Below are 21,491 nucleotides of genomic sequence, written 5' to 3' on the forward strand. Positions count from 1 at the left end.
TCGGCGGTAACCGAGACCTGGGGAGGGCCTGACATGGCTCCGAGTAGGAGAAGCAGACCCGCGATCGCCGCCGTGGCGGTCGCGGGTCTGGCGTTGAGCACAGTGAGTGGGCCGGCCGCGGCCGAGCCGGTCGCCGGCAAGCCTGGCGGCAAGGGGGTGAGCGTCACTCTGATCACGGGTGACCGCGTCGTCCTGCATGGCAAGCAGCCGTCGATCGAGCGCGGGCCCGGCCGGGAGCGGGTCGGCTTCCAGACCTACAGCGTGCAAGGGCACACGTACGTCGTCCCGGCGGACGCCCTGAAGGCGATCGGCGCCGGGCGGGTGGACGAGCGGCTGTTCGACGTCACCGGGCTGATCGAAGCCGGGTACGACGACGCGTCGACGAACGAGATCCCGATCCTGGCGACGTACCAGGGCAAGGGCAAGCGGTCGGTGCCGGCCGGTGCGAAGGTGACCCGGCAGCTGCCGGCGATCAACGGCGCCGCGTTGAAGGTGGACAAGAAGCAGGCGAAACCGGCGTTGCTGACCGCTGCCGGGAAGATCTGGCTGGACGGCAAACGCAAGGTCAGCCTGGACGAGTCCGTGCCGCAGATCGGTGCCCCCGCCGCCTGGCAAGCGGGTTTCACCGGCAAGGGCGTCAAGGTCGCGGTGCTGGACAGCGGGATCGACAAGAGCCACCCTGATCTGGCCACCCAAGTTGCCGGTGGCAAGAACTTCACCGCGGAAGCGGACGGCGACCTGCACGGCCACGGCACCCATGTCGCATCGACGATCGCCGGCACCGGCGCGGCATCGGACGGTAAGTACAAGGGCGTCGCGCCGGAGGCGCAGCTGTACGACGGCAAGGTCTGCGAAAAGGCCGGTGGCTGTCCGGACTCCGCGATCCTCGCCGCGATGGACTGGGCGGCCAACGAGATCAAGGCGAACGTCGTCAACATCAGCCTTGGTGGTCCCGACTTCCCCGAGCTCGATCCGCTCGAGGAGGCGATCAACCGGCTGACCGCGCAGACCGGGACGCTGTTCGTGGTTGCGGCCGGTAACAGTGGGCCGCGGGCCGGGACGGTCGACTCCCCGGGCAGCGCGGACGCGGCGCTGACCGTCGGTGCGGTCGACAAGCAGGACCGCCTGGCGGACTTCTCCAGTGTCGGTCCGCGGACCGGCGACTCAGCCCTCAAGCCGGACGTGACCGCGCCGGGCGTCAACATCGTCGCCGCGAAGGCGAAGGACGGCGTCATGGGCGATCCGGTCGGTGACCACTACACCACCGCGTCTGGTACGTCGATGGCGACGCCGCACACCGTAGGCGCGGTGGCTCTGCTCGCTCAGCAGCACCCGACGTGGAAGGCGGGCGAGCTGAAGAGCGCGCTGCTGGGGTCGGCGAAGGAGATCGCCGGGCAGACCGGGTTCCAGCAGGGCGCCGGGCGGATCGATGTTGCCCAGGGCATCAAGCAGACGGTGCGGGCCGTCGAGGGCGGCCTGTCGTTCGGTCTGGTGGCTTACCCGCACACCGATGACGAGCCGGTCACCAAGACCCTCACCTATCGCAACAGCAGCGACCAGCCCGTCACTCTGAAACTGGACAGCAAGCTCACGGGGCCCGACGGCAAGGCCGCCCCGACCGGCGCGCTGCAGCTCAGCGCCGAAACGCTGACCGTGCCCGCGAACGGAACGGCGTCCGTGCAGGTCACCTCGAACACCAAGCACACTGGCCCGGACGGCGCGTATGCCGGCCGGATCACGGCGACCGGCGGCGGCCAGACCGTCGGCACGGCGCTCGGCGTCGACAAAGAGGCCGAGTCGTACACACTCGACCTGCAGACGATTGCCCCGGACGGCAAGCCGACGTCCGACTACCCCGTTCATTTGTTCGACGTCGACAAGGGCGAGGCACGCTGGATCGACATCCCGACCGGCGCGCGCAAGGTCCGGCTGCCCAAGGGCGAGTACCTGGTGGAGCAGTTCCAGGAATTCGAACGGACTGCTGAGCACTGGGACTCCGTCATGCTGCTGGCTCCGCAGGTCCAGCTGACTGCGGACCGGACCGTGGTGCTCGACGCGCGCAAGGCCAAGCCGGTCACGACGACCGTGCCCGACAGTGCCGCGCGGCAGATCGACCTTCAGGCCGGGTTCTACCGCGCGCCGAAGAAACCCGGCGGGCGCGGCTACTTCACGACGATCGGCGCCTACGAGGGACTGCTCACCTACAGCACCGGCCCGAAGCTGCCCGCCGACCAGTTCGTCGGCAACGTGACCTCGCAGTGGGCGGTACCGGACGCCGAGGGCCGGTTCGTCAACTCGCCGTACGTCTACATGCTGGCGCAGGTGCAGCCCGGCGAGTTCGTCACCGGCTACCAGCGCGTCGTCCGGCGCTCGGAACTCGCCGTCGTCGACTCGACGCTGCACTCGACGACCGGCAACCGCGCGCATCGCCTCACCTGGCCCGGGGTGCCCGGCGGCGAGGGGGCGATTCTGAGCTGGGCGCTCCCGTTCGACACTCCGCGAACGGTCCGGTACTACTACGACGCCTTGCCAGGCGGCTGGCTCGGCGCGGCCGAGGAAGACACCGAGGAGGGCAACCCCGTGTGGAACTTCCAGGCGATGGAGACGGTGCGTTACCGGGCCGGACGTACCTATACGGACCGGTGGAACGTGGCTGCGTTCGGCCCGCGGGTGTTCTGGGCCAAGCGGACCGGTGACAGCGCCCTGATCGCGCTTGGTGAGTTCGGCGATGCGGACGGCCGGTCCGGCGGTATCGCCGACGGGCAAGGACGCACGACGGTCTACCGCGACGGTGTACAGATCGGGACGGTCGACAGCTTCGGCCAGATTCATCTGCCCGGGTTGCCGGCTGAGGAAGCGACGTACAAGATCGTCGCGACCGGAACCCAGTCGACGTTGCCGTTCGCGACCAAGGTTGATCTGACGGCGACCTTCAAGTCGGCGGCGACCACGACCCGGACCGACCTGCCGATCAGTACGGTGCGGTTCCAGCCGGTTGTGGATCTGCACAACAAGGTGGCGCGGACGGCGGTGACCGAGCTGCCGGTGGTGGTCGACGGCACAACGGCGGTCAAGTCGCTGAAGGTCCAGGTGTCGGGTGACGGGACGCAGTGGACGGAGGCGAAGGTCAAGCGGACGGCGAAGGGCTACCGGGCGATCTTCGCGACACCGGCCGGGCCCAGCGTCTCGCTCAAGGCCCAGGTCGTCGACAAGGCGGGGAACACGACCGATCAGACCGTGATCGCGGCGTACCTGCTCAAGTAATGCCGAAGGCCCCCGCGGAGACGATCCGCGGGGGCCTTCGCGTGCACAGAATCAGCCGAGCAGCTTGAGGGCCGTGACGGCTTCGCGCTCTTCGCCGAGCTCGGCGGTGGAGGCGTCGATCCGGGCGCGGGAGAAGTCGTTGACCTCGAGGCCCTGGACGATCTCCCAGTTGCCGTCCTTGGTGGTGACGGGGAACGAGGAGATCAGGCCCTCGGGGACGCCGTACGAGCCGTCGGAGACGACGGCCATCGACAGCCAGTCGCCGTCGGCCGAGCCGCGCAGCCAGTCCCGGGTGTGGTCGATGGTGGCGGCCGCGGCGGAGGCGGCCGAGGAAGCGCCCCGGGCCTCGATGATCGCGGCGCCGCGCTTCTGCACGGTCGGGATGAAGTCGTTCTCCAGCCAGTCCTGGTCGTTGACGACCTCGGCGGCGTTCTTCCCGGCGACCTCGGCGTGGAAGATGTCCGGGTACTGGGTCGCGGAGTGGTTGCCCCAGATCGTCAGCTTCTTCAGGTCGGTGACGTGGACGCCGGTCTTGTTCGCCAGCTGGGCGAGCGCGCGGTTGTGGTCCAGCCGGGTCAGCGCGGAGAAACGCTCGGCCGGGATGTCCGGCGCGTTGCTCTTGGCGATCAGCGCGTTGGTGTTGGCCGGGTTACCGGTGACGGTGATCCGGATGTCGTCGGCGGCGTGGTCGTTCAGCGCCTTGCCCTGGACGGTGAAGATCGCGCCGTTGGCCTCGAGCAGGTCGCCGCGCTCCATCCCCTTGGTCCGCGGCCGGGCGCCGACCAGCAGCGCGACGTTGGCGCCGTTGAAGATGACGTTCGGGTCGTCGCCGATCTCGATCCCGGCCAGCGTCGGGAAGGCCGAGTCCTGGAGCTCCATGACCACGCCCTCGAGCGACTTCAGCGCCGGGGTGATCTCCAGCAGCCGCAGCTCCACCGGGGTGTCCGGGCCGAGCAGCGCGCCGCTCGCGATCCGGAACAACAGGCTGTAGCCGATCTGACCAGCGGCGCCGGTTACGGCCACCTTCACCGGTGTATTGCTCACGACAGCTCCTATCTGTGCATTCTTGGTGCTTCGGACGCTAGCAACATCCACCGCGCGGCCCAACCCTGGGTCGCCCCCGACTTGCTCACACCCGGTCTCATCGTTCACCGTTCGGTCATCCGCCGTACGTCGCGGGTCTGCAGAGGTCGCCGAAGGTTCTCCCAGTCCCTGACTTGTAAGGAGTAACTCCATGAAGCGTTTGGTCCCGGTGGTGGTGTCCGCGCTCGCGGTCACCGCGACGGCCCTGGTTCCCCAGGTGCTCACCCAGAACCAGCCCCAGAGCCAGGCCCAGGTGAGCGGGGCGTCGCACCAGCGCGACGACTTCGTCATCGTCGGGCACCGGGGCGCGTCCGGGTACCGGCCCGAGCACACGCTGGCGTCGTACGAGCTGGCCGCCCGGATGGGCGCCGACTACATCGAGCCCGACCTGGTGACGACCAAGGACGGCGTCCTGGTCGCCCGGCACGAGCCGGAGATCGGCGGCACGACGGATGTCGCGAGCCACCCGGAGTTCGCCAAGCGGAAGAAGACCAAGCAGCTCGACGGCGTCCCGACGACCGGCTGGTTCACCGAGGACTTCACGCTCAAGGAGCTGAAGACCCTGCGCGCGGTCGAGCGCATTCCGGCGATCCGGCAGCACAACACCGTGTTCAACGGCCGCTACCAGATCCCGACCCTGCAGGAGGTCATCGACCTCAGCAAGCGGCTCTCGAAGGAGCTCGGCCGCCCGGTCGGCATCTATCCCGAGACCAAGCACCCGACGTACTTCCAGCAGCAGGGGCTCGCGCTCGAGCCCGCGCTGGTCAAGACCCTGAACCGCAACGGCCTGAACCGGCCGGACGCCAAGGTGTTCGTGCAGTCGTTCGAGGTGGCGAACCTGAAGGCCCTGCACAAGCAGCTCCGGGTGCCGCTGGTCCAGCTGACCGACGCCGAGGGCCAGCCGTACGACTTCACCGTCGCGGGTGACAAGCGCACGTACGCCGACATCACCAGCGCCAAGGGGCTGCGTGAGGTGGCGCGCTACGCGTCCGGCCTCGGCCCGTACAAGGAGCAGGTCATCCCGTTCACCGCCGACGGCAAGCTCGGTAAGCCGACCACGCTGGTCGCCGACGCGCACCGGGCCGGCCTGGTCGTGCACCCGTACACGTTCCGGGTCGAGAACAACTTCCTCCCGGCGAACTTCGACAGCTCGGCCGTGCCGTTCGAGTCGGGCAACCTGTTCGGCGAGATCGCGGCCTACCGGGCGACCGGGATCGACGGCCTGTTCAGCGACAACCCCGATGTCGCGGTGGCGCAGGAGAAGGAAAGCAAGTAGTTCCTGCGAAGATAGGCGGGTGGAACGCAGGGTCGGCTCGGGGACGGCGACAGTCGAGGCGGAGGCCGACGGCACGTACGTGCTGCGCGTCGACGGCTCACTGCAGTCGCAGGTCGACCTCGCGGACCCCACCCACCTCTCGTTCGAGTACATGCGGCGGATCGCCGACGTGCTGGACGTGATCGTGCCGCGCAAGCAGCCGATCGCGGTCGCGCACGTCGGCGGCGCCGCGCTCAGCCTGCCGCGATACGTCGCCGGGACCCGGCCGCGTTCGCGGCAGGTCGTCCTTGAGCCCGACGAGGACCTGACCGAGTTCGTCCGGGAGGCGCTGCCGCTGCCGAAGCGCTCCGGGATCAAGGTCCGCGGGGTGACCGGCCGGGCCGGCGTCACCGAGCTCTACGAGGACTCGATGGACGTCGTGATCCTGGACGCCTTCGAGCGGGAGGCCGTCCCGGCGAGCCTGGTGACGAGCGAGTTCTTCGCCGAGTGCGCCCGGGTCCTGCGGCCGACCGGCGTCCTGGTCGCCAATCTGATCGACGGCACGGCCGGTCTGCTGTTCATCCGGCGGACGGCGGCCACCGTGCGGGCCGCGCTCGGGGAGGGCGTCGTCCTGGCCGAGCGGAAGGTGCTCCGCGGCAAGGGCTTCGGCAACGTCATCCTGGTCGCCTCCCGGCAGCCCGTCCCGGGGCTGGTCGACACCGGCCGCCGGGCCCAGCCGCCGTACGACGTCGTCGCGCTCAGCGAGCTCGCCGGCAAGGCCGCCGTACTCACCGACGGCGACGGATTCACCCCGCCGGCCGCCCCGCCAGGGACGTTTCGCGGCTGATCCTCGGCGCTTCATATAACTGAGCAGCCAACAAATGTGGTACATAGATGGCGGCTTCCGCCGCCATCTATGACTGAACGGGGACTGTTCGATGGCTGCTCGGTTGCGCCTTTTTCTTGCCCTGCTGTTGATCGCCGGCGCCGGATTGACGCCGATGGCAACGGCTCGGGCCGAGACGATCCGGACTTTTGGCAAAGTTTTCGGCAGCCAGACGAACGGCGCGATCCGGATCACCGGTAACACGCTGGAGACCTGCGACACCGGGCTCGCCGCCTGCCGCTCGGCGCTGGCCGGGGGCGCCGCGAAAGCCTCCAACAACGACTGGCCCATGCGGCTGCTCGACACGGACGCCGATACCGGCACGAAGTCCTCGTCCTCGGCGACGGTGAGCTTGCCGGCCGGCGCGACGCTGCTCTACGCCGGTCTCTTCTGGGGTGCGACCCGAGCTGCGGGCACCGGTGGCACGGCGAGCAACGGGGACGGCAAGACGATCAAGCTCAAGGCGCCGAACCAGTCGGGTTACTGGACGCTGACCGCCGGCCGGACCGACTACCTGACCGCCCCGACGTCGGACTACTCCTCCTATCTCGACGTGACGTCGATCGTGCGGGAAGCGGGGAACGGCGCGTACTGGGCCGCCGACGCCGCCGCCGGAACCGGCGCCGACCGGTACGCCGGGTGGAGTCTGGTGATCGCCTACGAGGACGCGGACGAGCCGCTGCGCGACCTGTCCGTCTTCAACGGGTACTCCTGGGTGCGGTCCGGCGACGTGGTCAAGACGAAGATCTCGGGTTTTCTGGCCCCGCCGCGCGGCCCGGTCAACGCGCGTTTCGGCAGCGTGACCTACGAGGGCGACGCGGGGATCCCCGGCGACTACTTCGCCGTCAACGGCACCCGGCTCGCGGACGCCGAGAGCCCGACGGTCAACTTCTTCGGCAGCCGCGTCACCGATGGCGGCGCGAACCTGGCCGACCGGACGCCGGCCAGTCTGAACAATCTCGGGCTGGATGCCAAGGTGGTCGACGCGTCCGGCATCCTCCCGAACAACGCGACAACGGCCGAGCTCACCTTCGCCAGCCTCGGGGATCTCTACTACCCGGCGGCGCTGACCACGCAGATCGACCTCTACGCGCCGACGATCAAGGGCACCAAGACCGTCCGGAACCTGGCCGGGAACGATCCGGCCAAGGTCGGCGACACCCTCGAGTACACGCTGAGCTACGGCAACACCGGCGAGGACGACGCGCTCGACTCGGTCGTCCGCGACGAGCTGCCGCCGAACACGACGTACGTACCGGGATCGCTGGCGATCGGGACGGCCGGCAAGACCGATCAGGTCGGTGACGACCAGGCCGAGTACGACGCGGCCGCGCGCAGTGTGCGCTTCCGGGTCGGGACCGGCGCGAACGCGAACAAGGGCGGCCGGCTGCGGACGAACGACACGACGACCGTCCGCTTCCGCGTCACGCTCGACGCGGCATCGGCCGGGACGACCGTGGTGAACACCGGCTTCCTGGACTACACGGCCGCGACGCTGAAGAAGCCGTACACGTATCGCGCCGAAGAGGTCCGGACGCCGGTCGCGGAGTCCGCCGATCTGGTGCTGACCAAGACCGGTACGCCGGATCCGGTGCCGGCCGGCGCCGACCTGACCTACACACTGGTTGCCCACAACAACGGTCCGAGCGCGGCCCAGAACGTCGCGGTGACCGACACGTTGCCCGACGGCGTCACGCTGGTCTCGGCGACGTCCACGCAAGGGACCTGTACGCCGAGTCCCGGCAAGGTCGACTGTGCGATCGGTGAGCTCGCGTCGGGGGCGGAGGCGACGATCACGGTCGTGGTCCGGGTGCCGGCCACGACCGGGCTGACGAATGTGGCGACCGTGACCAGTACGACGTCCGACCCGGACCCGGGGAACAACAGCGCGACCGTCACGACGCCGGTGACGCGATCGGCTGATCTGGCGCTGGAGAAGGTGGTCGCGCCGACCGGACCGGCGCCGGGGGAGAAGGTCAAGTACACGCTGACGATCCGGAACAACGGGCCATCGGATGCGGAGCAGGTGCGGATCGCTGATTCGCTGCCGGCCGGGTTGACGATCGTCGACGTCCAGGTGGCGGCCCCGGCCGTCTGCTCGGCGGCTGGGCAGGACGTCAGCTGCGTGGTGGATCGGCTGGCCGGTAAGGCGACGCTCGTCGTCCAGGTGACGGCTGCGCTGGATTCGGCGTACACGGGTGGGCCGCTGACGAACACGGCAGCGGTGTCGAGTGCGACGCCCGATCCGGATCCGTCCAACAACACCGGTACGGCGACGGTGACGCCGGCTGCGCCTAAGGCCGACCTGGTGGTCGGGAAGCAGACGACGACGTCGCCCGTGGTGCCTGGGCAGCCGGTGACCTACCAGATCTCGGTGCGGAACGACGGGCCGTCGGACGCGCGTGCGGTCGAGGTGGCCGATGACCTGCCCGCCGCGTTGCTCGACGCGACGGCGAACACGACGGCCGGGTCGTGCACGGTTTCGTCCGGGCAGGTCCGGTGTGAGCTGGGTGATCTCGGGGCCGGTTCGTCGGCGACGATCACGGTGCTGGCGACGGTCTCCGCGACGGCGACCGGCTCGCTGGTCAACTCGGCCACGGCGACCAGCCCGACGCCGGATCCGGAGACCGGGAACAACACCGGCCGGACGACCGACGAGCTGAGCCCGAGCGCGGATCTGGTCATCGCCAAGACCGCGCAGCCCGTTCCGGTGCAGGCCGGGCGGCCGGTCACCTACACGCTGACGATCACCAACAACGGACCGTCAGCCGCGCGCTCGGTGACGGTGACCGATCCTGTCCCGGCGCCGCTGGTCTACGTCTCGGCCGCGACGTCGAACGGGAGTTGCACGCAGGCTGACGGCACCGTGAGCTGTGCGGTGGGGACTGTGGCGCCGGGGGACGTCGTCACAGTCACGGTGGTTGCGAACGTCCCGTCCGGGACGCCGCCGAACAAGCTCGACAACACGGCCAAGGTGTCGTCGCCGACGCCCGATCCGGTGGCTGAGAACAACACGGCGACGTACACGCTGCTGACCGGTGCTCAGGCGAACATCACGCTGACCAAGGAGGCGAGGCCCGACCCGGTGGTTGCGGGCGAGCAGCTCACCTACCTGCTGACGGTGCGGAACGTTGGGCCGTCCGATGCGCAAGGCGTCTCGGTCGCGGACGACGTACCGGCGGCGCTGAACGAGGTGAACGCGGCGGCGACCGGCGGCGCGACCTGCACAGTCGATGGCAATCGCGTCCGGTGTGCGGTGGATACGCTCGCGGCCGGGGGCGAGTTCATGGTCACGATCACCGCGAGGGTCGCCCCGGCGACGGCTCCGGGCGACCTGCTCAACACCGCGACCGCGGGCTCGCGGACGCCGGAGGACCCGACCGAATCCGACAACACGTCGACCACGACGACCGAGGTTGTCGCGGGCGCGGATCTCTCGATCGCCAAGAGCGCGCCGAAGACCGTTGTCGCTGGCAACGAATTGACCTACACGCTGACGGTTCGCAACGCCGGGCCGTCCGACGCGGTCGGTGCGGTGGTGACCGACACGCTGCCGGCCGGGACGGCGTACGTCCGGGGATCGAGCACCGCCGGTGACTGCCTGCAGGACCCGTCGACGGCCGAGCCGGTCGTGATCTGCCCGGCCGGGCGGCTGAAGCCCGGCGCCGAGCTGGCGATCACGGTCGTCGTCCGCGTCGATCCCGCGGTCACCGGGAAGCTGACGAATGCGGCGACCGTGACCTCGCAGACGCCTGACCCGGACGACAGCAACAACCGCAGCACGACCGACACCACTGTCGAGGCCTCGGCCGACCTGTCGATCACGAAGGCCGTCAAGCCGTCGCCGCTGGTTGCCGGTGGCGAAGGCCTGTACACGTTGACCGTGCACAACAACGGCCCGTCGACAGCGACCGCCGTGACGGTGACGGATCAGTTGCCGAGTGGGCTTTCGGTGCTGTCGGCAACCAGTGCCGAGGGCACTTGTACGACGGCGGTCAGCTGCGACCTCGGATCGATGGGGCCGGGGAGTGACGCGGTCATCCAGATCCGGGTGCGGATCGACGCCGGGCAGACGGCGGCGCTCACCAACGCGGCGACCGTCACCAGCCCGACGCCGGATCCGAACGAGCCGGACAACACCAGCACGATCACGACCGAGGTCGAGCAGGCTGCCGACCTCGAGGTGATCAAGACCAGTGACGAGAAGGCGGCGACCGCGGGTGGCGGCGTCACCTACCGGATCACCGTCGTCAACCACGGCCCGTCCGACGCGACCGCGGTCACCTTCACCGACACGCTGCCGGCCGGGCTGACGTTGGTCGACGTCCAGCCGGACTGCCCGAACCTCAGCTGCGGTCTGGGCACGATCAAGGCCGGTGCTTCGACGCAGTTGGTGATCACGGCGGCGCTCGACCCGGCGTACGCGGGCACGTCGCTGACGAACACCGCCGGCGTGAAGTCGCCGGTGCCGGATCCGGACGGGCGGAACAACAACTCGACCGTCACGATCCCGGTCGGGACCAGCGCGGACCTGCAGGTCGTCAAACAGTCCGAGCCGGCCACGGTGACGCCTGGCAGCACCTTCGACTACACCCTCCGGCTGATCAATGCCGGTCCTTCGCTGGCGCGCTCGGTCGTCGTGACCGACACCCTGCCGGCCGGGCTGACTCTCGTCTCGGCGCAAGCGCCGTGCCAGGCTGACGGTTCGGTCGTCCGGTGTGCTGTGGGTGACGTGCCGATCGGGCAACGGATCTTGTCACTGCGGGTTCGGCTGGCAGCCGGTTACGACGGCCCGACGCTGACGAACACCGCGACGGCGACCTCGCCGACACCTGATCCGGACAAGGACAACAACACCGGCAAGATCGTCTCGCCGGTGGCCGCGCTGGCCGACCTGGCCATCACCAAAGCCATGACGCCGGCGAACCCGATCGCGGGCGGCAAGGTCACCTACACGCTGACGATCAAGAACAACGGTCCGTCCGACGCTCGCCAGGTGGTCGTCGTCGATGAGCTGCCCCGCGGCCTGACGAACGTCGTCGCGCGGGGGTGTGTCGTCCAGCCGCCGCCGACTCCAGGATCTCCGGACGCTCCGGAGGCGGGCACGGTGCTGTGCTCGGTCAAGTCGCTCGCGGACGGCGACTCGCTGGTGGTCACGATCGTCGCGACCGTCGTCCCGGGCTTCAACGGACTGCTGGCGAACGTGGCGCGAGTCGGATCGGCGACGCCGGATCCGGTGATCGGGAACAACGAGGCCAAGGTGACCGGGAAGATCGGCCGGGGCGCGAACCTGGCGATCCGGAAGACCGCGGCGACCGGCTCGGTCGTGGCCGGGTCGGGGCTGACCTACCGGATCGAGGTCTACAACGCGGGTCCGTCGGCCGCGCTCGATGTGACGGTGACCGACGTCCTCGCGGCCGGGTTGCGGCTGCGGAAGGCGGACGGCTGCACGGTCGATGGGCAGCGGGTGACCTGCTCGGTCGGGCGGCTCGACCCTGGTGAGACCGCGGTCGGGACGATCGAGGTGACGGTGGACCCGGCGTACGGCGCGAAATCGGTGACCAACCGGGCGACCGCGACGTCGAGCACACCTGATCCCGATCCGAGCGACAACAGCAGCTCGGTCACTGTCGACGTCAAACCGAAGCCGGGGAAGCCGGACGGTGAGCTGCCCGAGACGGGCGCGCCGGTCGGGCTCGCCGGGGTGATCGCGGCGTTCGCGCTGTTGGCGGCCGGTGTGCTGCTGATCGTGGTCAGCCGGCGAGGCGGTCGACGCAGTCACTGAATGCCAGGCGCTCGGTGCGAGTCGCACCGAGCGCCTGGATGAACTGATCCAGCCGATCCGGGCGCGGTACGCGGCCACCCCGCAGCCAGCTCTGCAGGGTGGCCCGCGGGACGCCGGTGAGCCGCTCCAGCGAGCGCAGGGACCTGGGCCGGGTGAGCGCGGTCAGCGCCGCACCGAGGTCCTGTGGGGTGCTGGCGGTTCGGAGTAGCGCACCGACGTCCTGCGGGTCGCGTGCGGCCGCCTCCCAGTGCCGCCGCCAGACCGGCAGCACCTCGGCCGGTACGCCGCAGCCGGTCAGGAAGCCGACGGTGACCGGCCAGCTCGGCAGCTGCTTGCCGCCGGCCGCGCGGACCAGATGCGCATGCGAGTAGTGGGCTTGATCGGCCAGCTCGCGATAGGTCAGGCCTGCTTCCTGCCGGACCCGCCGCAGGGCGACGGCGAATGCTTCCAGCTCCATGGATGACCTCCTCGCGATCAAACATAAGTCAACATGATCGAACAGCTCAAGTGAGGTGTGCGCTTAGGATGGCGTCATGTCCGTCGCACGCGTCGCCGCTGTCGTCCGTTACCCGGTGAAAGGGCTGACCGGCGTGCCCGTCGACCAGGCCCAGCTCGGCCCGGCCGGTGTCGTGGGCGACCGCGAGTTCATGCTGGTCGACCCTGAGGGCGCCTTCGTCAGCCAGCGGGGCGTGCCTGCGATGGCGGCGCTCCGGGCCGACATTGCGGACGACGTCATCCAGCTGTCCGCGCCGGGTGCCGATGAGCTTGCGATCGACATCCAGTACGACGGCAAGCGGCGCGACGTCAGCCTGTTCGGGTCGTGGTTCGGCCAGGGCGTTGCCCAGGACGCGGCGGCTGATGAGTGGCTCTCGGAGCAGCTCGGACGGCCGGTGGCGCTGGTCCGGATCACCCCGGAGCACGATCGGCCCGGCTGGGGTGTGCACCGCGGCCGCGTCGGTTTCGGCGACGCTCATGCGCTGCTGATCACCTCGCTCTCCTCGCTGGACGGGCTGAATGCCCGGATCGTCGAGCGCGGCGGCGAGGCGATCCCGATGAACCGCTTCCGGCCCAACCTGGTCATCTCCGGCTGGCCCGAGCCGCACACCGAGGACAGCGTGCTGCGGATGCGGGCCGGCGAGGTCGAGATCGGGTACGCCGCCCGCTCGATCCGCTGTGCGGTCCCCACCGTCGACCAGGCGACCGGGCGCAAGACCGGTCCGGAGCCGACGCGCACGCTGGCGTCGTACCGACGGGAGCCGGCGTACGGCGGCGGGGTCAGTTTCGGGGTCAAGGCCGCGGTGCTGACCGGCGGGCTGATCACCGTCGGTGATGAGATCTTGGTACACGAATGGATCCCGGCCGGGACTGACCCGGCGCCCGCGACGCGGTAGTTTCCGGTGCTGTGCACCGGCTCTTGTTGTTGCTCGCAGCCCCCATCTCGTTGCTGGTGGCAACACCGGCGACCCCCGGGACGCCGTCGTACGAGGTCGAGCTGACCGGATCGGCCGACGGCCGGACGTGGTCCGGCCGGGAGACCGTGAGTTTCACGAACACGGCGTCCGAGCCGCTGCCGGAGATCTATCTGCGGTTGTGGGGGAACGCGCGCGGGTGCGGTGCGGTGGTCGTGACCGGCGGGACCGAGACCCGTGACTGCACGGTGCGGAAGTTCCCGCTCAAGGAGCCGTTGCAGCCGGGGAAGCGGACGTCGATCAGCTTCGACGTGACGATGACCGCGCCGGATCGGGAGGACCGGTTCGGGCGGTCGGGGGAGTTCAGCTTCTTCGGTAACGCGCTGCCGGTGCTCGCCGTCCGCGATGCGGCCGGCTGGCATCTGGAGTCGGACGTCGGGATCGGCGAGAGCTTCTACACGGTCGCGGCCGACTTCGCCGTCCGGCTGACGCACACCGGGAACCTGGCCGTGCCGGCGACCGGCGTACTGGCCGACGGGGTCGTGAACGCCAGACAGGTCAGGGATTTCGCCTGGGCAGCCGGGCCGTTCGTCAGCACCGAGGCGACCTCGCCGGGTGGTGTGAAGGTGCGGACCTGGGCGACGCCGACGGTCACCGGTAGCGCGGTGGTAGAGGCTCGGAACGAGGCTGTCGCGGCCATTGACGACTTCGGCCGACGGTACGGCGCGTATCCGGACCATGAGCTCGATCTGGTGCTGAACGACCAATGGTCGACGTTCAGCGGGATGGAGTACCCGGGGTTCGTGCTGCTGATCTCACCGGGTGCGCCGGTGGTGCATGAGGTCGCACACCAGTGGTGGTACGGGATCGTCGGCAACAACGAGTACGCCGACCCGTGGCTGGACGAGGCGTTCGCGACGTACGCCACCGACGTCCACGAAGGTAATCGTCGGGCCGGCTGCTGGCCGGGGACGCTGCCGGTGGCCATCACCAAGGACATGGGCTACTGGGGCGCCCATGCGTCGTCGTACGGAACCTATGTCTACACCTACGGTTCCTGCATGTTGCACGAGCTGGAGCGGCTGATCGGCACGCCGGCGATGGATCGGCTGCTGGCGGCCTACGCGAAGGCCCATTGGCATGGGGTGGTCACCCCGGCTGCCTTCCGGGACGCCGCGCAGGCCGTCAGCTCAGTCGATCTGACGTCGTTCTGGCGAACGCACGGCGTCGCCTAGCACTTGACGGCGACGCGACCCGTGACCTGGTTGTAGGTGCAGAAGTCGATCACGGTGTTCTTCGAGTTCTGCAGCCGCGCGGTGTCGCCGGTGTTGTTCCAGATGTAGTTACCCGAACCCCAGTACAGGTGGTTCGCGCTGTTGCGGCCCTTGCCGGTGTGCACGAGCACCGTCGAGCGGGCCTTGAGGACGAAGGTCGGCGGGAAGAAGTAGACATGGCTGGCGGCGTCCCGGATCCGGTAGCCCTTGAGGCTGAGCGGTCGTGTGGTGTTGTTGCGGATGCTGATGTACTCCTGGTTGATGTGCGCGTTGGTCCGGGTGTCCGTACCGGCCGGGTCGTACTGGATCCCGGCCACCAGGAACTGCGGTGCCGCCGCGGCCGCCGGTAGCACCAGCGTGCTCGAGGCGAGCAGCACGGCGGCGAGTCCGGCAACGGGCAGGCTGAAGCGTCGCGTGAACAAGGAATTCCCCTTCGGCAGTGGGCCGATTTCCCCCCGGCCCGATGTGTGTACTGCTGCCGGTTCCCCCCGGCGCTGCGACCCTAGGGGTGACGCTCCGTGTTCGTCAAGGGCTCAATGAAACGCGGTGTCAGAGCAGGATCATCAGCGTGTAGAGGGCCGGCGCGGCGAACGCGACCAGCAGGATCCACGCCATCAACCGATGCCCCGGCTTCGCCCGATCCAGCGACGAAGCGAACGACAGCACCGCACCCTCCTCGGTGTGCCGGCTCAGCCCCATCCGCTTGGCCTCCTCCGGCCGCCGATCAGGCCGCTCGTCACCCAGCGCCTCCGGCGGAATCCCGAAATGCGCCGGCCCCGCCGGATCCAGGTCGTCATCCCGTCCACCGAACATGCACCCTCCCGCCGCCGCAGTCCTCCCATAGTCGCACCTACGCGGTAAGAACGCGCGGACTACGAGAAGTCGGCCACCCAGCTGACGCGGGTGGGCTTCGCGGTCAGGCACAGACCGAGCACAGGGTTCGGGCAGTACTGCCGCGCGTGCTGCCCAACGCCCAGCGTGCGCAGGTTGCAGTTCAGGACGGTGCCCCGGTTGCGCGACATCATCTGGTCGTAAGCCTGCCGCGCCGACCATCCGTCGCCGCCTGCGGCAGCCATGGACGAGTTGCCGTCGTTCAGGTCGTCGGCCGACTTGCTGCGCTGCGTCGCGTCACTCCGCGCGCCACCGGTCACCCCCGGGTCCTGTTCCAGCGGGCGGCAACCCCGGCTCTGCCGGGCGCTGTTGATCAGTTTGAAGAGCTCGAGCTCGTCCGGCAGCATCTCACCGTCCTCCTCCGGAGGAGGAGGTGGTTTGGGGGTGGTTGTGGTGGGGGGTGGGGTTGTCGGGTTCGTGGTTGGGTCGGTGGGGTTGGGGGGCGGCGGGACGGTGGGGTTGGTGCTGGGGCCGCCTGTGGTGGGGGCCGTGGTGGGGCCGCCGGTGGGTGGGGTGGTGGGGGTGACGCCGTCCGTGGGGGTCGCCGTGGGCGTGGCCGACGGCGTGGGCGGGGGAGTCTTGGGTGGGGTGGCCGGTGGGGTGGTGGGGTCGTTGACGGGCCGGGTGGTCGGGGTGCTGTAGCGGTCGTCGGTGCTGGTGACGATCGGGATCGACGAGTCGACCTGGTCCTTGTTCGGCTGGTGGACCAAGAGCCACGTGATCGGCGCGCCGACCAGCAGGACCACGAGCGCGGCTACGCCGACCCGCTTCTTCCCACCCGGCCCCTTCGCAGCCCGAGCCCCGGCCCGCCCGCCGCCGTTCCCAGACCCGCCCCCACTACGCGCGCCAACTCCCGACGTCCGAGGCCCGCCCAACGCAGTACTCCCGGCCCGAACCTCAACCGGCGCACTAGCCCGCGCAGCCGCAGCCGCCGACCGAGCAAACTCCCCAGCATCCGCCGGCACCCCCTCGTCCTCAATCACCCGCCCAACCTCAGGCGCCAACGCACTACTCCCCGCCGTCCCCAAGTACTCCCCGCCACCCCGCACCCCCGCCGTACCCGCGGTCGTGCTGCTGTTCGGCTGTTGGGGTGGGGTGGGGGTGGCCCAGGTGCCTAGGCCGGCTAGGTCTTCGGCGGCGGCTGTGGTGGTGCGGGAGCGGCGGCGGGAGGGTTTGGCGGTGGGTGGGGTGGACCAGTCGGTGGGGTGGGTGGTGGGGGTGGGCATGCCGGGGACCGGGGTCGGGGCGGCGGGCGTGAGGTTGCCCGTCGTCGGTTGGGTGACCCAGCCGCCGGTGGTGGCGGGGCGGGGGGCGTACTGGGGGGTGGTGTCGGAGCGTGGGGCGTCGAGGTGGGTGTCGGCCCAGGCCTGCGGGTCGGTGCGTGGTTGGGCGTTGGCCCAGAACGGGGAGCCGTCGCGCGGTGCGTAGCGGGGCGGCTCGGGCGGTGGCGCCGGGACCTCCGCCTCGGACGGACGGTCGTTGAACCGGGTGCCGCGGGCGGCGCGGGTCGCCTTCCGGCGTGGTTTCTGCCGGCTGCTGCCGGACTCGGACGACATTATGTCGTTGTTCCCTTCACTGTCTCGCCCCCAAGACGTGCCTCATCAAACGCCATGACAAGGACGGATCTACCCGCGGTGACCGGCCGGAAATCGACCGGACGTTGTGGCATCGGAACAACGTCTGCGCCACACTCGGTGTGCTGGGCACAATGACGCCGCAACCGTCAGTTGCGGCCGAAGTCCTGGACCCAGCTGCCGGGGCCCCAGTCCGGTTTCACGCGACCGTCGTCGTACCCGATACCGATGACCGTGAAGCGGCAGTTGAGGATGTTCTTGCGGTGGCCCTCGCTCTTCATCCAGGCGGCCACCACCTTCTGCGGGGTCGGGTAGCCGGCGGCGATGTTCTCGCCCCAGCTGGAGCCGCTGTACCCGGCGGCGCGCATCCGGTCGCCCGGGTCCTGTCCGTCGGGGTTGGTGTGGTCGAGGTAGTGCCGGCGGACCATGTCCGACGCATGCCGGCCGGCCGCCTCGACGAGCGCGCTGTTCAGCCGCAGCGGGCTGCAGCCGGCCTGCTCGCGGTACTCGTTGGTCAGCTCGAGGACCTCGCGCTCCTGCGCGTTCGTCCCGCCGCCACCGGACGGCGGCGGCTCCGGCTCGTTGGTCGGCTCCTGCGTCGGCTGGGTGGGCTGCGTCGTCGTCCGGGTCTTGGTCGGCGTCGGCCGGCTGGGCTTCGGATCGCTCGGGCGCCCGTCCGGCGTCTTGGGGTTGCTCGGGTCGACCGTCACCGTCGTCACGCCGGTGGTCGGCGCGGTCGGGGTGGTCAGGCCGTTCGTCGGGGAGCCGCTCGGCGGCGTGCCGCCCGGGGTGGACGGCGTGGACGTCGTCTCCACGCCGTTGGCGCCGGTGCCGATCACGGCCGTCGTCACCTTGCCGTTGGCCAGGGTCTGGGTGACGGTCTTCAGCGGGCCGGTGCTCGAGTTGCCGACCAGGGAGCCGCCGGAGTTGTCGCGGGTGTCCTCGGAGACGTTCAGGACCTTGGTCGCGTCGTTGACCGTCGAGTTGTCCCGCGACATCAGATAGATGACCGGGCCGATGGCGACCAGGACCGAGAGCGCACTGGCGATCGGGCCGACCAGACCGCGCTTACGCTTCGTCGCGCGTCGGGTACCGCGGTGCCGCCGGGGGGTAGGCGCATCCGTCATGAGTGGGCGAATCCTCTTCGTGTGCGTCGTTCCGAGTACGTCGTTCCCCGCGGTGCTTGCCAGGTCCCCCCTGGTTACCGAACAGCGACCTTAGCCGACACGGGCGGTCACCGTTACAGTTTCGCGACGCGACTTAACACTTCCTGAAGGTTCGCCTCAGCCGCCGAAGTTCTGCACCCAGGATCCCTTACCCCATTCGGGTTTGACCTGTCCGGAGCTGTAACCGACACCGAGCATTGTGTAGTCGCAGTTGAGGATGTTCGCGCGGTGTCCGGGGCTGTTCATCCAGCCTTTCACGACCGCCGCCGGGCTGGTGTAACCGACCGCGATGTTCTCGGCCATCGCGCCGCCCTTGAAACCCGCGGCCTTCATCCGGTCGAACGGCGAGCGCCCGTCCTGGCTGTCGTGCGCGAAGTAGTGCTTGACCACCATGTCGACCGCGTGGCCCTCGGCCGACCTCGTCAGTGCGCTGTTCGCCCGCAGCGGCCCGCACCCCTTCTTCGCGCGCTCGGCGTTCGTGAGTGACAGCACCTGCGCCTCCGGCGCGCCCGAGCCGCTGCTCGGCTTCGGGTCCGGTTTCGGCGTCGCGGTGTGACTCGGCTTCGGCGTGCTCCGGGTCGGCTTCGGCGAACGGGTGCCTTCACGGCTCGCCGTCGTCTTCGAGCGGGTCGGCGTCGCGGACGGCGTCTTGCTCGCGGTCCGGGTCGGCGTCGGAGTGGCCGTCGTCCGCCGCGGAGTCGCCGTCGGTGTCGCTTTCCGTTCCGGAGTGGCCGTCGGCGTGATCGAGACGTCGTCCGTCACGGTCGGCGCGGTCAACGGCTCGGACTGCCCGGTCACCTTCTGACCGCCGTCGAGGTCGCGCAGGACGAACCAGCCGATCCCGGTGAGCAGGACCAGCGCGGACAGGGCGGCAAGCAGGGGACCGGCGACGGCGCGGCGTCGGGACCCCTCATGGTTCGTCATGGTGAGCAGCCTTGCCCACCCCGTGCCGACCTGACTCCACTAACCGGAGTGGCTTAACGCACGTCTGATAGTTCAGGTCGTGTACTTAGGGCCGGGCGGATACGACGTCCGCGATCACTTTCCAGCCCAGGCTGCGATACAGGCGAAGGCCGTCGATCGAGGCGATCAGGATGCCGCGTTTGGCGCCCTGGGCCGCGGCGGTCTCGACCAGCGACGCCATCACGGCACTGCCGAGGCCGCGCCGGCGGTGCGCCGGATCGGTCTCGATCCGGTCGGCGACCGCGTCCGCGCCGACGACCGCCATCCGGCCACTCGACACGACGCCGCCGTGCAGGGTGGCGCGGGTGATGATCAGGTCGGACTCGAGCTCGGTGTGCAGTGCGTACCGCTCGTGCAGTTTGAGGGCCGGCTGCTCGGACAGCTGGATCGTCATCAGCCAGTCCTGCTCCGGCTGCACCTCGAGGCCGAGATCCTCGAGCTGGTCGATCCGGGCCTCCTTGTCGTCGGTGGCCAGGGTGATCCAGCCCGCGCCGCGCTCGTTCCCGGCGGCCCGGGCCAGCTCGGCGGCCCGTTCGACGCGTTCGGGTTTGTCGTCGGCGTCCAGGACGACGTACTCCATGGCGCGGTTGTCCTCACCCGCGCGGACGGTCAGAATGCCGTCGTTGTCGTCCTCCACGGTGGTCCAGCCCCTCGAAACCGACCACCCGGCCTGCCAACGGCGGACGAGCTCCTCACGATCTCTCACCTGTCGATTCAACCAGCCGAATGCCGAGACGGCGAGGGGAACGGTGTCGCCTGACACCAACTCGCCGTCTCGATGTGGTCACGGACGCGGATCATCGGCCAGCAGATCGAACATCACCGAGTCGTCGCGCGGCCGGTCCCGGGTCGGCGCCTCGCCGCGGGCGATGCCGATCCGCCGCATCCCGTTGGCCTCGGCGATGTGCACCGACGCGCCGTTCTCGACGGCGGCGAGGAGGATCAGCCGGTTCCGCCCGAGGCCGCCCTGGTCGATCGGCGTGAAGGCGTGTTCGATCAGCAGCCGGACGGCGCTCGTCATCACCTTCCGGCCGCGGGCCGCTGGGTGCATCCAGTACCCGATCTCGCCGTGGCCCTCGTTCAGCCGGTGGTTCATGTCGTACAGGCTGACGCAACCGAGCAGCTCGTCGGTGACCGAGTCGGCGATCGCGAAGGTGACGCCGGCGCCCGCCGCTGCGGCCGCCTGACGGCTGTCGATGAAGGCCTCCGCGTCGTGCAGCTCGTACGGCGAAGCCAGGTCGGCCAGCCAGTACTGCGTCCGTTCGTCGCTGCACGCCTCCTGCACCCGCTGCGCGTCACTCGGTCGGAGCGACCGCAGCCGGAACGTGCCGCCGTCCAGCTCGGGCACGGCCCACCAGTTGTTCTGCGGCTCGAGCTCCTCGTCGCGGGCGACGGTCGCGACCCAGTCGTCGTACCGGACGCCGCGGGCCAGCCCTTCGCCGGGGACGGTGACGAGGCCGCGGAAGCCGAGCTTCCACGCGACCCGCCGCGAGGCCCAGTTACCGACGTAGGCGCGCCAGATGACCCGCTGCCAGCCGAGGTCGTCGAACGCGTGCCGGATCGCCAGCCGCGCGGCTCGGGTCATCACGCCGCGGCCGCGCACCCAGGGCGCGACCGAGAACCCGATCTCACCGACGCCACCCTCGCCGCCGTGCATGCTGACCGAGCCGCTGAACCGCCCGTCCACCTCGATCGCCCAGGCTCGCTCGTTCCCCGAGCGCCACCCGTTCGGCACCAGCTCGGTCAGGAAGAATTCGGCGTCGGAGCGCTCGTACGGGACCGGGATCACGGTCCAGCGCTGCATGTCCGGATCCTGGCAGAGCGCGTACAGGTCGTCGAAGTCATCGGCACGGTGCGCGCGGAGCCGGACCAGGTCATCGGCCAGCTGCGGCACGTCCTCGGGGAATCGCATGCTCCAGGGTGACAAGGCCTCCCCGCCCG

The 21,491-nt window shown here is 69.8% G+C and carries 15 protein-coding genes; 6 read left to right on the forward strand and 9 right to left on the reverse strand.

Features of this window, described 5'->3' with window-relative positions; all coding sequences use genetic code 11:
* Positions 1–33: 33 nt before the first annotated feature.
* Positions 34–3,264 carry a S8 family peptidase gene (locus tag ACZ6ZD_RS14450; RefSeq protein WP_465671947.1) on the forward strand — a complete coding sequence of 1,077 codons (3,231 nt, stop codon included), beginning with the start codon at positions 34–36 and terminating at the stop codon, positions 3,262–3,264.
* Between the two features lie 51 nt (positions 3,265–3,315).
* Here ACZ6ZD_RS14450 and ACZ6ZD_RS14455 read toward each other — a convergent pair whose 3' ends face one another.
* Positions 3,316–4,308, reverse strand: a complete 993-nt coding sequence (locus ACZ6ZD_RS14455) for a malate dehydrogenase (protein WP_465671949.1) — start codon at positions 4,306–4,308, stop codon at positions 3,316–3,318.
* A gap of 190 nt (positions 4,309–4,498) precedes the next feature.
* Here ACZ6ZD_RS14455 and ACZ6ZD_RS14460 point away from each other — a divergent pair, with 190 nt between their 5' ends.
* The 3 genes from ACZ6ZD_RS14460 to ACZ6ZD_RS14470 all read left to right on the forward strand — a co-directional run bounded on the left by ACZ6ZD_RS14460 (position 4,499) and on the right by ACZ6ZD_RS14470 (position 12,273).
* Entirely contained in the window at positions 4,499–5,623 is a 1,125-nt protein-coding gene (locus ACZ6ZD_RS14460; RefSeq protein WP_465671951.1) for a glycerophosphodiester phosphodiesterase, read from the forward strand.
* Between the two features lie 19 nt (positions 5,624–5,642).
* Positions 5,643–6,449 carry a spermidine synthase gene (locus ACZ6ZD_RS14465; protein WP_465671953.1) on the forward strand — a complete coding sequence of 269 codons (807 nt, stop codon included), beginning with the start codon at positions 5,643–5,645 and terminating at the stop codon, positions 6,447–6,449.
* 91 nt (positions 6,450–6,540) lie between these two features.
* The gene (locus ACZ6ZD_RS14470; RefSeq protein ID WP_465671955.1) at positions 6,541–12,273 is read left to right on the forward strand and encodes a DUF7933 domain-containing protein; all 5,733 of its coding nucleotides are present in this window, start codon (positions 6,541–6,543) and stop codon (positions 12,271–12,273) included.
* Here ACZ6ZD_RS14470 and ACZ6ZD_RS14475 read toward each other — a convergent pair.
* Positions 12,242–12,730, reverse strand: coding sequence for a helix-turn-helix transcriptional regulator (locus ACZ6ZD_RS14475; protein ID WP_465671957.1), 489 nt, complete (start codon positions 12,728–12,730; stop codon positions 12,242–12,244). The two genes, ACZ6ZD_RS14470 and ACZ6ZD_RS14475, sit on opposite strands and share 32 nt — an antisense overlap.
* A 76-nt stretch (positions 12,731–12,806) precedes the next feature.
* Between ACZ6ZD_RS14475 and ACZ6ZD_RS14480 the strand changes: the two genes are divergently transcribed.
* Together ACZ6ZD_RS14480 and ACZ6ZD_RS14485 are read left to right on the forward strand one after the other, a co-directional pair.
* Entirely contained in the window at positions 12,807–13,664 is an 858-nt protein-coding gene (locus tag ACZ6ZD_RS14480) for an MOSC domain-containing protein (protein WP_465671959.1), read from the forward strand.
* 11 nt (positions 13,665–13,675) lie between these two features.
* Positions 13,676–14,917: a M1 family metallopeptidase gene (locus tag ACZ6ZD_RS14485; protein ID WP_465671961.1), complete on the forward strand. Its 1,242-nt coding sequence runs from the start codon at positions 13,676–13,678 to the stop codon at positions 14,915–14,917.
* Here ACZ6ZD_RS14485 and ACZ6ZD_RS14490 read toward each other — a convergent pair.
* The 7 genes from ACZ6ZD_RS14490 to ACZ6ZD_RS14520 form a co-directional block, all read right to left on the reverse strand.
* On the reverse strand, positions 14,914–15,378 hold the full coding sequence (locus ACZ6ZD_RS14490) for a lamin tail domain-containing protein (protein ID WP_465671963.1): 465 nt from the start codon (positions 15,376–15,378) through the stop codon (positions 14,914–14,916). The genes ACZ6ZD_RS14485 and ACZ6ZD_RS14490 overlap by 4 nt on opposite strands.
* A gap of 127 nt (positions 15,379–15,505) precedes the next feature.
* Positions 15,506–15,769 carry a hypothetical protein gene (locus tag ACZ6ZD_RS14495; protein ID WP_465671965.1) on the reverse strand — a complete coding sequence of 88 codons (264 nt, stop codon included), beginning with the start codon at positions 15,767–15,769 and terminating at the stop codon, positions 15,506–15,508.
* A 59-nt stretch (positions 15,770–15,828) separates the two neighbouring features.
* The gene (locus tag ACZ6ZD_RS14500) at positions 15,829–17,403 is read right to left on the reverse strand and encodes a CAP domain-containing protein (protein ID WP_465671967.1); all 1,575 of its coding nucleotides are present in this window, start codon (positions 17,401–17,403) and stop codon (positions 15,829–15,831) included.
* 167 nt (positions 17,404–17,570) lie between these two features.
* The gene (locus tag ACZ6ZD_RS14505) at positions 17,571–18,548 is read right to left on the reverse strand and encodes a CAP domain-containing protein (protein WP_465671969.1); all 978 of its coding nucleotides are present in this window, start codon (positions 18,546–18,548) and stop codon (positions 17,571–17,573) included.
* A 156-nt stretch (positions 18,549–18,704) separates the two neighbouring features.
* Positions 18,705–19,511: a CAP domain-containing protein gene (locus ACZ6ZD_RS14510; protein WP_465671971.1), complete on the reverse strand. Its 807-nt coding sequence runs from the start codon at positions 19,509–19,511 to the stop codon at positions 18,705–18,707.
* An 85-nt stretch (positions 19,512–19,596) separates the two neighbouring features.
* Positions 19,597–20,256: a GNAT family N-acetyltransferase gene (locus ACZ6ZD_RS14515; RefSeq protein ID WP_465671973.1), complete on the reverse strand. Its 660-nt coding sequence runs from the start codon at positions 20,254–20,256 to the stop codon at positions 19,597–19,599.
* Between the two features lie 78 nt (positions 20,257–20,334).
* Entirely contained in the window at positions 20,335–21,462 is a 1,128-nt protein-coding gene (locus ACZ6ZD_RS14520; protein WP_465671975.1) for a GNAT family N-acetyltransferase, read from the reverse strand.
* Between the last annotated feature and the right edge of the window lie 29 nt (positions 21,463–21,491).

Source organism: Kribbella sp. NPDC104218 (genome assembly GCF_055584105.1).